Source organism: Geothrix rubra, assembly GCF_030268065.1.
Lineage (GTDB): Bacteria > Acidobacteriota > Holophagae > Holophagales > Holophagaceae > Geothrix > Geothrix rubra.
The window spans coordinates 271,808-284,829 of sequence record NZ_BSDD01000002.1; the positions used below are offsets into that span (position 1 = coordinate 271,808).

Annotated in this window: 13 protein-coding genes; 10 read left to right on the plus strand and 3 right to left on the minus strand. The window is 72.1% G+C overall.

What is annotated here, in order from left to right:
* Window positions 1-3 precede the first annotated feature (3 nt).
* The 4 genes from QSJ33_RS06025 to QSJ33_RS06040 all read left to right on the plus strand — a co-directional run bounded on the left by QSJ33_RS06025 (window position 4) and on the right by QSJ33_RS06040 (window position 5,877).
* Window positions 4-354: a 6-pyruvoyl trahydropterin synthase family protein gene (locus tag QSJ33_RS06025; RefSeq protein ID WP_285723662.1), complete on the plus strand. Its 351-nt coding sequence runs from the start codon at window positions 4-6 to the stop codon at window positions 352-354.
* Complete coding sequence (locus QSJ33_RS06030) at window positions 351-1,745, plus strand: polysaccharide deacetylase family protein (RefSeq protein WP_285723663.1); 1,395 nt, start codon at window positions 351-353, stop codon at window positions 1,743-1,745. Before QSJ33_RS06025 ends, QSJ33_RS06030 begins: the two co-directional genes overlap by 4 nt.
* A 42-nt stretch (window positions 1,746-1,787) precedes the next feature.
* Complete coding sequence (locus tag QSJ33_RS06035) at window positions 1,788-4,316, plus strand: DNA translocase FtsK (protein WP_285723664.1); 2,529 nt, start codon at window positions 1,788-1,790, stop codon at window positions 4,314-4,316.
* 190 nt (window positions 4,317-4,506) lie between these two features.
* Window positions 4,507-5,877 (plus strand): rhodanese-like domain-containing protein, encoded by a 1,371-nt coding sequence (locus QSJ33_RS06040; RefSeq protein ID WP_285723665.1) that lies wholly within the window; start codon window positions 4,507-4,509, stop codon window positions 5,875-5,877.
* 46 nt (window positions 5,878-5,923) lie between these two features.
* On the opposite strand, the gene QSJ33_RS06045 is transcribed toward QSJ33_RS06040, so the two are convergent.
* Window positions 5,924-6,898, minus strand: coding sequence for a hypothetical protein (locus QSJ33_RS06045; protein WP_285723666.1), 975 nt, complete (start codon window positions 6,896-6,898; stop codon window positions 5,924-5,926).
* Window positions 6,899-6,989: 91 nt separating this feature from the next.
* On the opposite strand from QSJ33_RS06045, the gene gmhA reads away from it, so the two are divergent.
* The 5 genes from gmhA to pip are packed head-to-tail and all read left to right on the plus strand — an operon-like array spanning window position 6,990 to window position 11,383.
* The gene (gmhA, locus tag QSJ33_RS06050; RefSeq protein ID WP_285723667.1) at window positions 6,990-7,553 is read left to right on the plus strand and encodes a D-sedoheptulose 7-phosphate isomerase; all 564 of its coding nucleotides are present in this window, start codon (window positions 6,990-6,992) and stop codon (window positions 7,551-7,553) included.
* 9 nt (window positions 7,554-7,562) lie between these two features.
* Window positions 7,563-8,306, plus strand: coding sequence for a DUF4124 domain-containing protein (locus QSJ33_RS06055; RefSeq protein ID WP_285723668.1), 744 nt, complete (start codon window positions 7,563-7,565; stop codon window positions 8,304-8,306).
* Window positions 8,296-9,486 (plus strand): coproporphyrinogen-III oxidase family protein, encoded by a 1,191-nt coding sequence (locus QSJ33_RS06060; RefSeq protein ID WP_285723669.1) that lies wholly within the window; start codon window positions 8,296-8,298, stop codon window positions 9,484-9,486. Before QSJ33_RS06055 ends, QSJ33_RS06060 begins: the two co-directional genes overlap by 11 nt.
* A 33-nt stretch (window positions 9,487-9,519) precedes the next feature.
* Window positions 9,520-10,407 carry a DMT family transporter gene (locus tag QSJ33_RS06065; RefSeq protein ID WP_285723670.1) on the plus strand — a complete coding sequence of 296 codons (888 nt, stop codon included), beginning with the start codon at window positions 9,520-9,522 and terminating at the stop codon, window positions 10,405-10,407.
* Between the two features lie 13 nt (window positions 10,408-10,420).
* Window positions 10,421-11,383 (plus strand): prolyl aminopeptidase, encoded by a 963-nt coding sequence (pip, locus tag QSJ33_RS06070; RefSeq protein ID WP_285723671.1) that lies wholly within the window; start codon window positions 10,421-10,423, stop codon window positions 11,381-11,383.
* A gap of 1 nt (window position 11,384) precedes the next feature.
* Here the strand turns inward: pip and QSJ33_RS06075 are convergent, their stop codons facing one another.
* Window positions 11,385-12,041 (minus strand): DedA family protein, encoded by a 657-nt coding sequence (locus tag QSJ33_RS06075; RefSeq protein WP_285723672.1) that lies wholly within the window; start codon window positions 12,039-12,041, stop codon window positions 11,385-11,387.
* Window positions 12,042-12,085: 44 nt separating this feature from the next.
* Between QSJ33_RS06075 and smpB the strand changes: the two genes are divergently transcribed.
* Window positions 12,086-12,541: an SsrA-binding protein SmpB gene (gene smpB / locus QSJ33_RS06080; protein WP_285723673.1), complete on the plus strand. Its 456-nt coding sequence runs from the start codon at window positions 12,086-12,088 to the stop codon at window positions 12,539-12,541.
* A 51-nt stretch (window positions 12,542-12,592) separates the two neighbouring features.
* Here smpB and QSJ33_RS06085 read toward each other — a convergent pair whose 3' ends face one another.
* The gene (locus QSJ33_RS06085) at window positions 12,593-13,018 is read right to left on the minus strand and encodes a type 2 periplasmic-binding domain-containing protein (protein WP_285723674.1); all 426 of its coding nucleotides are present in this window, start codon (window positions 13,016-13,018) and stop codon (window positions 12,593-12,595) included.
* Window positions 13,019-13,022: the final 4 nt, after the last annotated feature.

The following is a 13,022-nucleotide window of genomic DNA, read 5'->3' on the forward strand; positions in this document are numbered from 1 at the left end:
GACATGGCCTTCACCCTCGCCCTCCGCCGCCGCTTCGTGGCCGACCACTTCCACGACCTGCCGGGCTTCGTCGAGGCGCGCCATGGCCACAACTGGGAGCTGGAGGCCACGGCCGCCCTGGCTTCGGAAGCGGAGGAGGGGGCCTTCGCCGCCGCCCTGGACGCCTGGGTGGCGGAGGTGGACTACCACCTGCTGAATGACCTGCCGGCCCTGGCCGGGCGCAACCCCACGGCGGAACTGCTGGCCCAGCGCGCCCTGGAGCACCTCCGGGGGGCGGGCCTCGATGCGCGGGCCGTGAAGGTCCGCGAGAAGGCCAACTACTGGGCCCTGTGCCGCGCCGGGAACGCGCAGTGAGGCGCCCCGCCGCCCGCTCGACCGGAGTCGCCGCGGTCCTGCTGGCCCTCCTGGCCTGCGGCCGGACGGAGGCGCCGGCGCCGGCCGGGAAGGGTCCGGGGACGCCCGCCGCCACGGCACTTGCGCCCTGGACCTGGCATCCCCTGGGCGGGCTGGCGGTCATCGAGGGTGAGGTCCCAGAGCCCACGGACCTGATCCTCGAGGGGCGCTCCATCCGGGAGACCCGCTACGCCGAGGCGGGCCCCGTGCGCTGGGAGCTCTACCGGCCGCCCGAGGGCGAGACGGCCGTGCTGCGCACCGCCTCGGGCCGCGTCCTGGCCCGCTTCGACTTCACCACCCGGAAGGCCGCCCCCCCGCCACCCCGTCCCGCGCCGGCCCCGCCTGCACCCAGGCCGCCCGCGCCAGCGCCCCCGGCGTCGAGGCCCACGACGTCCCCTTCCGCCACCCATGCCCGCCCGGCCGCCGTGCCTGCGCCCCGGCCCCTTCCCGCCCGGCCCTCCGCACCCCTGCTGGCGCCGCTGGAGGCGGCCCCCGCCGCCCCCCCGAAGCCGGCCTGGAGGGACCTGCAGCCCTCCGCCCCGGGCCCCTCGCACCCCCTGCCTCCCGGAGCCCTGCCCCGCTGGCCCGGGGAGGGCGAGGCCCTGAACCTCACGCGCGGGCCCGTGGGCCGGAAGCAGCTGCTGCTGAGCTTCGACGGCGGCTCCAGCGCCGAGGTGGCCACCGAGGTCCTGGACACCCTGAAGACCCGCGGGGTGCACACCACCTTCTTCCTCACGGGCGCCTTCATCCGGCGCTACCCCGACCTCGTGCGGCGCATGGCCGCCGAGGGCCACGAGATCGGCAACCACACCCTGGACCATCCCCACTTCGCCCCGGGCATGCGGCGTGATCCGGCCTGGACCAAGGCCCGCGTGCAGAAGGAGCTGCTGGATGCCGACGCGGAGCTGGTGAAGGTGCTCGGGCGCCCCATGGATCCCTGGTGGCGCGCCCCCTACGGGGAACAGACGCCGGAGATCCGCCGGTGGGCCGAGGAGCTTGGGTACCGCCACGTGGGCTGGAGCGAAGGGGCCGACACCCTCGACTGGGCCACGGCCAAGGAACGGCGCCTCTACCGCAGCGGCACGGCCATCCTCCAGCGGCTCCACCAGCGGCTCAGCCGCGACGGGGACGGCCTCATCGTCCTCATGCACCTGGGATCGGAGCGGGTGGAAGGGGACCGCCCCGCGGCCGGCCTCGGGGCCTTCATGGACCGGGCCCGGGCCGAGGGCTGGACCTTCGTCAACGCCAGCACCTTCCTCCGCGAACTGGGCAAGCCCGCCTGGGATCCCCACCCGCGCCTGGCGCTCCTCGCCGCCACGGCCCCGGGGCCCAGGGCCTCCGCGGCGCGCTGAGCTACACTGGTGCCAGATCATCGCGGAGGCGGATTGGAGGGCGTGGGCCGGTGGGTGCTTCGGGCGCTGGGGGCCTTCACGGCCCTGGTGCTGATCCTCTCCCTCGCCAGCTACTACCCCCTGGACCCGCACCCCTTCGCGCAGGGCGGCGCGGTGGCCGCCGTCCACAACCTCTGCGGCACCCTCGGCGCCATGCTGGCCGGTCTCCTCCAGACCCTGGCGGGCCTGGGCGCCTGGGTGGTGCCCCCGTACCTGCTCTGGGAGGCCTGGCCCCACGAGGGCCGGCGCTGGCCCCGGCGGATCGCCTGGCTGGCCCTCGCCCTGGGCCTCTGGACCGCCCTCGGCGGCTTCGGCTCCCGGGTGTGGCAGGACGGCGCCGGCGGTTCCCTGGAGCTGCGCTGGGGCGGGTGGCTGGGCAGCATGCTGTGGCCCGCCCAGCGCCGCGTGCTGGGCCCCGTGGGGCTGCCGCTGGTGCTCGCCCTCCTCTTCGTCGTATGCGCCCTCGTGCTCGCCCCGGCCCTCACTCGCGCGCTGGGCCGCCTGCTGGTCCGCTGGTTCGGCGAGCGGGCCTGGCCCTGGCTGCGGCCCATGCCCGCCCGGGGCATCCAGGGCTTCATCGCCATGGTGCGGCGCCCCTTCCTCCGGTGGCGGAATCCCGACCAGCCGGAGCTGGACGCCAGCGACGCCGTGGCCCTGCAGGCCCTGGCGGCCCGCCAGCAGGACCTGGAGGACCAGCGCGAGGCGCTCCTGCGGGCCGAGCTGGAGACGGCCGAGATCCGGAAGAAGCAGCCCCGCATCCGGGCGGAGGACCTCCTCCCGACCATCCACTCCATGAACCTGGACGCGGCGGTGCTCGAGGGGGTGCCCCTGGATCCGCCCCGTCCCGTTTCCCAGGAGGGCGGCTTCCGGACGAAGCTCCTGGCCCAGGCCCCGCCGCCCCTGCCGCCGAAGCCCACCGTGGCGAAGGCCCAGGTGGCCAAGGACCGCTTCGGCCGCGAGATCGTGCAGATGCCCCTGCCCCTCACGGAGCCCACCCCGTCGCGCCCTCTGCCGACGCTGCCCGAGCCACGGCCCGAGCCCAAGGCGCCCGCCCCCGTCGAGCGGGAGACGCTGCCCCCCCGCAGGCTCTTCGATCCGCCGGCCCCCCACGCCCGCCTCGATCCGGCCCTGCTCACGGGCATCAAGGAACGCATTGGACAGAAGCTGTCCGAATTCAAGATCAAGGGCTCCGTGACGGGCATGCAGCCCGGTCCGGTGGTCACGGTCTTCGAATTCCAGCCGGATGCCGGCATCCCCCTCTCCCGCATCCTGGGCATGGAGGAGGACCTGGCCCTCGCCCTCCAGGCCGAGGCCGTGCGCATGGACCGCATCCCCGGCAAGAACCTGGTGGGCATCGAGGTGCCCAACCCCGTGCGGGAGATCATCACCTTCCGCGAGGTCATCGACAGCCCCGCCTTCCGCGAGGCCCCGGGCCTGCTGGCCCTGGCGCTCGGCAAGGACATCGCGGGACATCCCGTGGTGGCCGACCTGAACAAGATGCCCCACCTCCTCATCGGCGGCAGCACCGGCAGCGGCAAGAGCGTGGGCGTGAACGCCATGATCTGCTCCATCCTCGTGCGGGCCCTGCCCGAGGAGGTGAAGCTCATCCTCGTGGACCCGAAGATGGTGGAGCTGGGCGTCTACGAGGACATCCCGCACCTCTGGGCCCCGGTGGTGACGGACATGAAGGAGGCGGGCCGCGTCCTGAAATGGGTCGTGGCCCAGATGGAGGACCGCTACCGGCGGCTGGCCCTGCTCTCCGTGCGCGACCTGAAGAGCTTCAACGCCAAGATCGCCGATGCCGGCGGCCACCTGGACATCTCCGAGCGCACGCCGAACCCGCGCTGGCCGGACCGGCCCGCGGTGCTGGAGCCCCTGCCCCATGTGCTGGTGGTCATCGACGAGCTGGCGGACCTGATGATGGTGGCCCGCAGCGAAGTGGAGGACAGCATCGCCCGCATCGCCCAGAAGGCCCGGGCCGTGGGCATCCACCTCATCCTGGCCACCCAGCGGCCCAGCGTGGACGTGGTCACGGGCGTCATCAAGGCGAACCTCCCCAGCCGCCTCAGCTATCGCGTCCGCACCAAGATCGACAGCCGCACCATCCTGGATGCCGGCGGCGGCGAGCAGCTCCTCGGGGCGGGCGACGCCCTGTTCCTTCCCAACGGGGCCAGCCATCCCAAGCGCATCCACGCGCCGTTCCTCACGGAGGAGGAGACCCTGCGGCTCGTCACCTGGCTCCGCGAGCGGGGCCGGCCCGACTACAACCAGGCCCTCATCAGCGCCATGGAGACGGAGGAGGAGACGGCCCTCCTCGACGAGGGCGACGCCGGTGGCGGGGACGACATCTACGACCGCGCCGTGGCCGTGGTCAAGCGGGAGCGCAAGGCCAGCACCAGCCTCCTGCAGCGCAAGCTGAACCTCGGCTACGGCCGCGCCGCCCGCCTCATCGACCGGATGGAGGAGGAGGGGATCGTCGGACCCGACCGCGGGGCCGGGAAGCCCCGAGAGGTCTTCGCGCCCGAGGCGTGAAGGCGCCTGCCGCGGAGACCCCACCTGAGCCGCAATCTCCTCAAAGGACCTAACTTCCAGGTCGCACGCCACATGGGGTCGACCGCAAAAAAGCGGCCACCAGACTGTCCGTAGACCGACATCACACATTTCTTGATCAGGCAGTAACCAATGCGGACACTCTCCTCACCCCACCACCTGAGGAGCCGCCATGAATCCCCGATTGCTCATCCCCCTGGCCGTGGTCACGGCCACGGTCCTGTCCGCCGACGCGCCGCGCCCGGTCTCCGCAAAGATCTGCACCACCTGCCACACCACGGCGCCGGGAAACCTCCGCGGCTACCTGGACAACGTGGTGGTGAAGACCGGCTCCTTCCAGCTGAAGCTCGACGAGGCCACCGAGGTCCTGCGCTACGACAAGGCCGGCCTCAAGGTCGTCTCGGAGGAGAAGGCCGACAGCCCCGAGGCCGCCCTCAAGGCCATCAAGAAGGGTCACGAAGTCCGCGTGGAATTCACGGAGAAGGACGGCGTGAAGACCGCCACCCTCATCTCCGTCAAGCCGCCCGTCAAGCTGGCCGCGGCGGACATGGTGTCCACCGAGGAGGTCCAGCGGCTGGTGGCCCTCGGGCCCGAGAAGGGGAACTACTTCCTCTTCGATTCTCGGCCGCCGGTGCGCTTCAACGAAGGCAGCATCCCCACCGCCGTGAACCTCCCCTTCCCGGCCTTCGACAAGAACGTGGGCAAGCTGCCGGCGGACAAGGCCGCGCTGGTGATCTTCTTCTGCAACGGGAAGACCTGCAACATGAGCCCCAGTTCGCTCGCCAAGGCCCGCAAGCTGGGCTACACGAATGCCAAGGTCTACGTGGACGGCATGCCCGCCTGGTACGCGAAGCACTACGGTGTGGTCTCGCCCGCGTCCTTCAAGGAGGCCTTCCTCGACAAGGACATCCCGGCCATCGTCCTCGATGTCCGTCCCCTCGCCGAGGCGCGCCAGGGCTTCATCAAGGGCTCCGTCAGCGTGGCTCCCGCCGGCCTGAAGGACCTGCTCGCCAACGGCTTCCCCGCCGCCAAGCTGAAGCCGCCGGTCCTGGTGGTGGACGCCGAGGGCGGCCAGGCCGCCCGCGCCGCGGCCCTGGAGATCGTCAAGGCCGGCTACCCGGGTGTGAACATCCTCACCGGGGGCATCAAGGGCTGGCAGGCCGCCGCGCTTCCCGTGGAGACCGGCGCCCCCGCCACGCAGGTGGCCTACGTGCCCAAGCTCCGGCCCGGCGCCGTCTCCGTGGCCGAGTTCACCCGCCTCGCCAGCCTCGCCCCCGAGGCCCGGAAGGAGATCCTCATCCTCGACGTCCGCAGCCCAGAGGAAGCCAAGGCCGGCATGATCAAGGGTGCCCTCAACGCCCCCCAGGACCAGCTCGAATCCCGCCTGGCCGAGCTCCCCAGGGACCGGCGGATCCTCGTGCACTGCGGCACCGGGGCCCGGGCCGAGATGGCCTACAACATCCTGAAGGACCGGGGCTACAACGTGGCCTACCTCAATGCCGAGATCACCATCATCGACACGGGCGAGTTCACCATCGACTGATCCGGAGCACACCAAGGCAGAAGGGCCGGTCCTCGACCGGCCCTTCTCATTCCTGCGGCGTCCCCGCCGGACTCGCGGGCGCCCCGGCGGCCTTCCGGGGCGTGCGCGCGCGGCTGCGCCGGGCGGGATCAGCCAGGCCGGCCGCATGGCACCCAAGACAGGACTCGAGGTGCGCGTCGGGGCTCCGCCAGTAGACCCGGGCCTCGCCGCCGGTCTCGGCCTGCCGGTCGGCGGGCACCCGCGCCCAGTAGAAGGTGAGGCGCGGCCGGCCGTCCTTCATCTCCAGGGCGTAGAGCGGACCCGGATCAGGCCCGGGACGGCCCCAGCGGTCCTCCACGGTGCTCATGACCACCAGGGCGCCGGGAGGGAGCGGACCGCCGGCCCGGTAGGCCTCCACCGCGCCTTCGCTCACCCACACCCGGATCCAGCGTCCACCATGGACCGGCGACTTCAGGGGCTCGGCCTGGATGGGCACGAGGGCCGCGTAGTCCAGCGCCCGCACGGGGACCTTGGCTTCCGGATCCACCGGCGGTGGCACGACGGCCTGGGGCACAGGCGCCGACGCGGGGCGGGGGGCGGACGGACGGACCAGGCCGTGCCCCATGCGACCGGTGTAGAGGGCGATGACGGCCCAGATGAGCCCGAAGAGGAGGGGCAGGAAGCCGAAGCCCTGGTGTTCCTTCCGGGGGCGGTGCATGGCCCACAGGGCGAGGAAGGCCACCGGCAGACCCGCCGCCGCCCACAGCACGTGCCGGGCGAGTTCGGGAGGCAGGCCCGAACCGGGAAGCGGCAGCAGGCGTCCCGGGGGCAGGAGGCCCTGGACGCGGGCCTCGGCCCAGCCGCTCGCGAGGGAGGCCAGGAGGCCGAGGAGCCCCGCCCAGCCGAGGTAGCGGCAGGCGATCCACCAGGGCCGGTTGCCCCGCCCCGGGCGCAGCGCCGCGATGAGGGCCAGGGGCAGGAGCAGGCCGGCGGCCACGGGCAGGTGGGCCATCAGGGCGTGTTTCGTGGCGATCCATTCCATGGGGACAGGACCTCGTTCGGGGGCAGTGGCTTCCGCAGTCTGCCATCCCCCCGCGGGCTTGTGGATCGAAATTCCTGTCACAATCCCACCCATGAAACAGAGCCTCCTCCAGCAGGTCCAGGCCGCCATCGACCTGAAGCGGGCCTTCTTCGACGCGGAACTGGACCACATCCTCCGCCAGGCCGACGACATGGCCGAGCGGCTCCGCCGGGGCTGCCGGATCCTCGTCTGCGGCAACGGCGGCAGTGCGGCCGATGCCCAGCACCTGGCGGCCGAGCTCAGCGGGCGCTACCTCAAGGAGCGCCGGGCCCTGGCCGGCATCGCCCTCACCACGGACACCTCCGCCCTCACGGCCATCGGCAATGACTATGGCTTCGAGCAGATCTTCTCCCGTCAGGTGGAGGCCATCGGCCGCCCCGGCGACCTCCTGATCGGCATCTCCACCTCCGGCAACAGCCCCAACGTCATCCTCGCCGTGGAAGCGGCCAAGGCCCTCGGGATGCGGACCCTGGGCCTGCTGGGCCGGGACGGCGGCAAGCTGAAGGCCCTGGTGGACGACGCCCTGGTGGTCCCCTCCCCCGTCACGGCCCGGATCCAGGAAGTCCACCAGATGACCTACCACTTCTGGTGCGAGGCCCTGGATGCCCACTTCTGAGGACCGTCCTTGATCCTGGCCTCCGGGCTGTTCGCCTTGGCGCTTCTGCTGCCGCAGAAGCCGCCGCCGCAACGGCCCATGTACCAGTGGCGCGATGCCGAGGGGCAGGTCCATGTCACGAACACCCCGCCGCCGCCCGGCGCGAAGCTGGTGGAGGCGCCGCCGCCCCAGCCCGCCGTGGAGCTCGGTCCACCCGAGCCGCCCTTCCGCCCGAAGGCCACCCGCACGGACCGGCGCCGGGGCGAGCTGACCTCCTCCCAGCAGGCCGCCTGGCGGGCCCTGGAGGAGCACCTCGCCAAGGCCAGGGCCCGCAACGACCGGGGCACCCTCGAGGCCGTGACCGATTCCCTCATCGATGACTGCCTCTGGGGCAGCGGCCTCTGGGCCGTGATCCTCCTCCCCGTCCTGTCCGTGGCCCTCATAGGCCTCCTGGGGTGGTGGCTGGCCCTGGGCCTCCAGGCCGGCACCCGCATCCCCATCGTCGCCGGCTTCCTCGTGCTCGGCCTGGCCTTCGGCCAGCTCCTGCTGACGTCCTTCCTCTACCACCCCCAGGCCCTGCGCCTGCGCCAGAACATGGAACTGCTGGAGGTGCATGCCGGCGGGAAGGAACTCCGACCGGCGAACCACGCCCACCTGGTGGAGCGCTACCGGGCCCTGGAGGATGCGGCGGACCCGCTCCAGCCGCCCTGGCGCTTTCCCGTCCAGGTGGCGGCCCTCCGCCAGGACATGAAGCAGGTGATGGTTGATCCCTGACCTCGCCGGACCGCTGGGGAGACACCTGCCCGCCCTCCAGGCCGCCGCCCGTCGGGAACCGCTGGGGCTCTACCTCCACATCCCGTTCTGCCTCGACCGCTGCACCTACTGCTCCTTCGCCACCACCCGGGACCGGGAATGGCAGCCGGCCGTCGTGGCGCGCCTGCGACAGGAGATCCGCGCCTGGGGTGCGGCCCTGGAGCGACCCGCCGTGGACACCCTCTACCTCGGCGGCGGCACGCCCTCCCTGCTCTCCCCCGGGGAACTGTCGGACCTCACCGGGGAGCTCCGGGCGGCCTTCGACCTCGGCCCGCTCGAAGAGGCCACCCTGGAGGCCAATCCCGGCACCGTGGACCTGGCCTGGCTGGAGGGGGCCCGCGCCCTGGGCTGGGACCGCATCAGCCTCGGCGTACAGGCCCTCGACGACGGCCTCCTGGCACGGCTGGGCCGCATCCATGGCGCCGCCCAGGCGCTGGAGGCCCTGGCCCTGGCGGAACGGGCGGGCTTCCGGCGACGCAGCGCCGACCTCATGGTGGGCATACCCGGACAGTCGCTGTCCAAGGTCCTCGAGGATGGCCGAGCCCTCGCCGCCACGGGCCTCGAGCACCTGAGCATCTACCTCCTGGACCTGGACAAGGCCTGTCCCCTGAAGGCAGAGGTGGAGGCCGGACGCCTCGCCCTGCCCACCGAGGACGAGGTGGCGGATGCCTTCGAGGCCCTGCAGGCCGGGCTCCCGCCGCTGGGACTCGAGCCCTACGAGATCAGCAACTACGCCCGGCCCGGCGCCGAGAGCCGCCACAACCGCCGCTACTGGGAGCGCCGCCCCTACCTGGGCCTGGGCCCCAGCGCCGCCTCCCAGATGGCGGACCTGCGCTGGACCGAATCGGCCGTCATCCCCGCCTGGGTGGAGGATCGCGGCATCCCGGAGCTCCAGGAGCTGGACCCCGCGGAGGCCCTGGCCGAGATCCCGCTGCTGGGCCTGCGGCTCCATCGGGGGGTGGACTGGGGCGACCTCCGGAGGCGAGCCGAAGCCCTGAACCTGCGCCCCCTCGCGGAGGCCTGGGAGGCCCGGCTCCGCAGCCTCCAGAAGGAGGGGCTCACGGTGTGGGAGGGGGACCGGGTGCGCCTCAGTGCCCGCGGCATGCTGGTGAGCAACGGCATCCTGGAGATGTTCGTGTAGCCTCGTAAGAAGATGGCTACCCCGGAGCCCCGCATGCCCTACGCCGGCGAAAGCGCCGCCCTCCTCACCTCCGCCTGCTGGGCCCTGAACTCCGTCTGCTTCACCCTGGCGGGGCGGAGGGTCGGCTCCGCCTCCGTGAACCTGGTGCGCCTGCTCCTGGCCTGGGTGCTGCTGGCGGGGCTGCACCTCGTCCTCTTCGGCAGCGCCTTCCCCCTTCACGCCGGGGGGGCCCGTCTCGGCTGGCTCGCCCTCTCCGGCCTCATCGGCTTCGCCCTGGGCGATGCCGTGCTCTTCGAGGCCTTCCTGCTCATCGGCGCCCGCCTCGCCATGCTGCTGATGACCCTCTCGCCCGTCTTCAGCGCCCTGCTGGCCTGGATCTGGCTGAAGCAGGACCTGGGCCTCCTCAAGCTCGCGGCCATGGCCGTGACCCTGGCGGGCATCGCCTGGGTGGTGTGGGGCGACGGGGACCGCGAGGCCCATCCCCACCTGCTGCGGGGCGTCCTCCTGGGCATCGGCGGGGCGCTCGGCCAGTCCGTGGGCCTGCTCTTCAGCCTCTACGGCCTATCCGGCGGCTACTCCCCCGTTTCCGCGAACCTCATCCGGGTGAGCGCGGGCCTGCTGGCCCTGGCGGCCTATTTCGCCTTCACGCGCCGGCTCGGCCCTTCCCTGGACGGGCTCCGGGATCGCCCCGCCGCGGGTCTCATCGCCCTGGGCGCCGCCACGGGGCCGGTGCTGGGCGTGATCTTCTCGCTCGTGGCCATCGCCCGGGCGCCCATGGGCGTGGCCGCCACCCTGATGTCGCTCGCACCCGTCTTCCTGCTGCCCGTGGCCCACTGGGGGTTCAAGGAGAAGGTGGGCGTCCATGCCATCCTGGGCACGGCCCTGGCCCTGGCCGGGGCCGCCGCCCTGTTCTTCGTGTGATGGAGGCTTCCGCATGGCCCTTCGAAAGGATCCCGTCAGCTGGCTCTACCCGCCCATCGAGCCCACCGCGACCCACCGCCTGAAGGTGTCGGACCTGCACGAGATCTACGTGGAGGAGAGCGGCAACCCGGCCGGCAAGCCCGTGGTCTTCCTCCACGGCGGTCCCGGCGGCGGCACCAGCCCCAAGCACCGGCGCTTCTTCGACCCGGAGCGCTACCGCATCATCCTCTTCGACCAGCGGGGCTGCGGCCAGAGCACGCCCTACGCCGAAGTGCGGGAGAACACCACCTGGGACCTGGTGGCGGACATCGAGCGCATCCGGGAGCACCTGGGGATCGCCCGCTGGATGGTCTTCGGCGGCTCCTGGGGCGCCACGCTGGGCCTGGCCTACGCCCAGCGCCACCGCGAGCGCGTCACCGAGCTGATCCTGCGCGGCGTGTTCCTCCTGCGGCAGCGCGAGGTCGACTGGCTCTACCAGGAGGGGGCCAGCCGCATCTTCCCCGACGCCTGGGAGCCCTACCGGGACGCCATTCCCGAGGCCGAGCGCGGCGACTTCCTGCGGGCCTACGCGGCGCGCCTGCTCAGCGACGACCCGGCCGTGAACCTGCCGGCCGCCAAGGCCTGGAGCCTCTGGGAGGGCGCCACCAGCAAGCTCCTGCCCGATCCCGACTTCGTCGCCACCTACGGCCAGGACGACACCACCCTGGCCTTCGCCCGCATCGAGTGCCACTACTTCCTGAACCGGGGGTGGCTCGACGAGGCCCAGCTCCTGCGCGACGCCTCCAGGTTGAAGGGCCTGCCCGGCGCCATCGTGCAGGGCCGCTACGACATGGTCTGCCCCATCGAGAGCGCCTGGGCCCTCGCCGGGGCCTGGCCCGAGGCCGACCTCGTCATCGTCCCCGACGCCGGCCACAGCGCCACCGAGCCCGGCATCTCGAGGGCCCTGGTGGCGGCGACCGACCGCTTCGCGGGGTGACTCAGCCCCGGGTCCGGTGCTTGAGGTGGTCGTACACGAACCACGCCACGCCGGCCAGGATGAGGGCGCCGATGACGGCATCCAGCTTGTGGAAGTAGGCGCCGAGGGTATTCCACCGCTCACCCAGCTTGTAGCCGATCCAGGCGAGGCCGAGGCACCAGGGCAGGCTGCCGGCGAAGGTGTAGAGGTGGAAGCGGGTGCGGTCCATCTTCGCGATGCCGGCGGGGAGGGCGATGAAGGTGCGCACCACGGGAAGCAGGCGGCCGAGGATGATGGCCTCCGAACCGAAGCGCTCGAAGAAGCGGTGGGCCTGATCCAGGTGGCCCGTGTGCAGCCAGACGTACTTCCCGACCTTCTCCACGGCACGGCGGCCGCCCCAGGCGCCGATCTCGTAGGCGGGGATGCTGCCCAGGTTGCAGCCCAGGGCGCCGAAGATGCCGGCGATCCAGATCTGCGCCACGGGATTGCCCGCGCCCAGGCCCAGGAAGGTGAGCTTCCCCTGGAAGGCGAGGTAGCCCGCGAAGGGCATGATGACCTCGCTGGGAAGGGGGATGCAGGCGCTCTCGATGGCCATGAGCAGCATCACGCCGAGGGGGCCCGCGGCGGCCATGACGGCCACCATCCAGGCGACGACGGGGGCGAGGAGCTTCTGCAGCATGGGCAATCCGAAAACCCCAGTCTACCGGCGGATACACTGGTTCCATGAGCGAGGATCTCGTCCGCAACCGCAAGGCCCTGCACGACTACCACATCCTGGAGACCTGGGAGGCGGGCATCGCCCTGCTGGGCACGGAGGTGAAGGCCCTGCGGGCGGGCCGGGGCCAGCTCCAGGATGCCTACGTGGATGTCGTGGACGGGGAGCTCTGGCTGAAGCAGGCCCACATCTCGCCCTACGAGTTCGGCACCTACGCCAACCACGAGCCCCTGCGCCCCCGCAAGCTCCTGCTGCACAAGGCCGAGATCGCCAAGATGACCTCGAAGGTGGTGCGCAAGGGCCTCACCCTGATCCCCCTCGCCATCTACCTCAACGCCAAGGGCACCCTCAAGGTGAAGCTGGCCCTCGCCGAGGGCAAGGCCCACGGCGACAAGCGCGAGGCGCTCAAGCAGCGCGAACAGAAGCGCGAGATGGACCGCATCCGCAAGGGGGCCCGGGAATAGCCGCGGGGCCCCCCGGGCGAACCGGGGGGCCCCGCCTCCGACCGTCCCGCGCTAGAGCGCGAGGACCACCTTCACGCTGGAATCCACGGCGGCCTTGTCCACGTAGCCGATGAACTTGGGGTTCTCGGCCACCTGCTTCACCACCGCGTGGCTGTCGGACAGGGCCTGGGGGGGCTGGGCGTTCCCGGAGAAGGTCAGCTTGGACCAGTAGGCCTTCAGCTGGGCCGGGGACTTGCCCGTGACCTTCTCGTAGAACTCCCGGCGGGCCGGCCCCTCGGACTGGTCGAGGGGCACGGCCTGGCCGCCGGAGTAGAAGGTCTTCGCCTGGCCCAGGAAGATCTGGGAGACCTGGTCGGGCGTGAGCTTCGAGATGGGGTTCTTGCTGGAGATGATGACCACCACCTGCGCGCGGGCGGTGACCGCCGCGGTGCCGAGGGCCACGGCCAGGAGGGATCCGATCAGGGCGTTCGTCTTCATGGTC

Bases quoted from the DNA above. Each gene is read 5' to 3' on its own strand.
- QSJ33_RS06025 (WP_285723662.1), top strand. From the start codon at position 4: ATGGCCTTCACCCTCGCCCTCCGCCGCCGCTTCGTGGCCGACCACTTC.
- QSJ33_RS06040 (WP_285723665.1), top strand. From the start codon at position 4,507: ATGAATCCCCGATTGCTCATCCCCCTGGCCGTGGTCACGGCCACGGTC.
- QSJ33_RS06045 (WP_285723666.1), bottom strand. From the start codon at position 6,898: ATGGAATGGATCGCCACGAAACACGCCCTGATGGCCCACCTGCCCGTG.
- gmhA (WP_285723667.1), top strand. From the start codon at position 6,990: ATGAAACAGAGCCTCCTCCAGCAGGTCCAGGCCGCCATCGACCTGAAG.
- QSJ33_RS06065 (WP_285723670.1), top strand. From the start codon at position 9,520: ATGCCCTACGCCGGCGAAAGCGCCGCCCTCCTCACCTCCGCCTGCTGG.
- pip (WP_285723671.1), top strand. From the start codon at position 10,421: ATGGCCCTTCGAAAGGATCCCGTCAGCTGGCTCTACCCGCCCATCGAG.
- QSJ33_RS06075 (WP_285723672.1), bottom strand. From the start codon at position 12,041: ATGCTGCAGAAGCTCCTCGCCCCCGTCGTCGCCTGGATGGTGGCCGTC.
- smpB (WP_285723673.1), top strand. From the start codon at position 12,086: ATGAGCGAGGATCTCGTCCGCAACCGCAAGGCCCTGCACGACTACCAC.
- QSJ33_RS06085 (WP_285723674.1), bottom strand. From the start codon at position 13,018: ATGAAGACGAACGCCCTGATCGGATCCCTCCTGGCCGTGGCCCTCGGC.